At 51.1% G+C, this 1,375-nt stretch carries 3 protein-coding genes; all 3 read right to left on the bottom strand.

The features are described from left to right. Window positions 1-762 (bottom strand): type IV secretion system protein (locus tag V7Z98_RS17730; RefSeq protein WP_334159413.1); only part of this gene is annotated, 762 nt, incomplete at its 3' end. A 33-nt stretch (window positions 763-795) separates the two neighbouring features. Beyond that, entirely contained in the window at window positions 796-1,116 is a 321-nt protein-coding gene (locus V7Z98_RS17725; RefSeq protein ID WP_334159412.1) for a hypothetical protein, read from the bottom strand. Between the two features lie 23 nt (window positions 1,117-1,139). Next, on the bottom strand, window positions 1,140-1,375 hold a 236-nt coding region (locus tag V7Z98_RS17720; protein WP_334159410.1), incomplete at its 5' end, for a type IV secretion system protein.

Raw genomic sequence — 1,375 nt, 5'->3', positions numbered from 1 at the left:
GCCTGCCGCCCCTTTGGCAAGGTCGGAACTGGAGAAGCCATCTATCATGCCGATGGCCATTCCCAAAATTGAAAGGAGGACGACGCTATTCAGACCATAATTTATGGTTGTTCTGAAAAAAGACTCCATCATTGGGCGTGTAGATTCAAATATTCCTGCAACAAGAAAAAGCGGCCCGAGCCCTAAAACAACAAAGAGTGACGCGTATGCAATGATGGCAAGCCCCGCAGCGATTGCGACGAAGATGACAACACCCACGATTATGACAAGCCCGGTGATCATATATCCGACCGAATCCGCAGGGCTTTGGAAAATCGAGGATTGTTTCCAGATATTTGTGCCGGAGCACACTCCCGAGTTCGCCGCTTTATCCAGCGCGCTTCCAATTTGCAGCTTGCCTTCTGCATCGACACTGATTTTCGAGTCAGATGGGTTCGCAACAAGTTGTGCAACTTCTGACGGCACGGTAGAAAAAGTGTCCAGCACGTAGGTGTTGTATAACGAGCCAGTACCCGCAAGCGCGATCAAGAAACACGCCCTGGCAAACCACTTCAACAGGCTTTGGATGGTCCCGTTTCCTTCGCCGTTTGCCCAGGAAATCAGCCATAGAACGACATAGATGCTGCACCCCGAGATCGCTACTGCCGACGCATAACTACCCAGAGCGGAAGCAGTTGCTTCGGCGGAAGCTCTCAGCTTCATTGTCGAATCGCTCATCACAAATTCAACAATTTGCAAGTTATAGGCGCAGTTGTCGGCCATAAATAATTCCAAATTTATAGGGTAACTACAGAATCAAAGCTGTGCGAAGATAGCGTAGTTGCAGATCATTTGCGCACGAGTATCCGTCCAAGGTGGGGTGCCTTGCTTCTCACGGCAGGTCTTCGAGAAAGCAACAAGATCATTGCGATCAATGTTTTTGACCCATTCCTGTAGCACCACACCTTCCGGAAGTACGAAGGTTTTTCCGTTGACCAGGTTGAACGTCAGCCCCTTTGCTGCGACCGGGGCAACCGGCACATGCTCCGCGCCTGGCTTTTCACTCTCCTTGTGCGAGCTGCCGCAGGCGCTCAGCAGAAGCGCGGAAACCATGACGGTAATAATTTTGATGTTCATCCGTTTCTTCCTTTGCGGTGGATTTAGAAGCCGCTCATCGCACGACGATGAGCGTTGATTTCGCGTTGCTTGCCTTCCACTTCGGTTTGCCTGGCATAAGCCATCTGCTCAGCTTGGACTCGCAACATCTCGTTGAGTAGCATGTTGGTTTCAAGCTGAAGGCGAGCCATCAAATCCATGATGGCTTTGGGGTCCTCTGCACTGTCGATCTTGTTGCCGAGCTTCTGCAGCTCATCAAATCGGCCGTTCGCCCTGTCAT

This window comes from Oryzomicrobium sp., from assembly GCF_036820405.1.
Classification (GTDB): domain Bacteria; phylum Pseudomonadota; class Gammaproteobacteria; order Burkholderiales; family Rhodocyclaceae; genus Oryzomicrobium.
The sequence above is the reverse complement of the archived record's forward strand: the minus strand, read 5'-3'. Positions and strand labels throughout refer to the sequence as shown.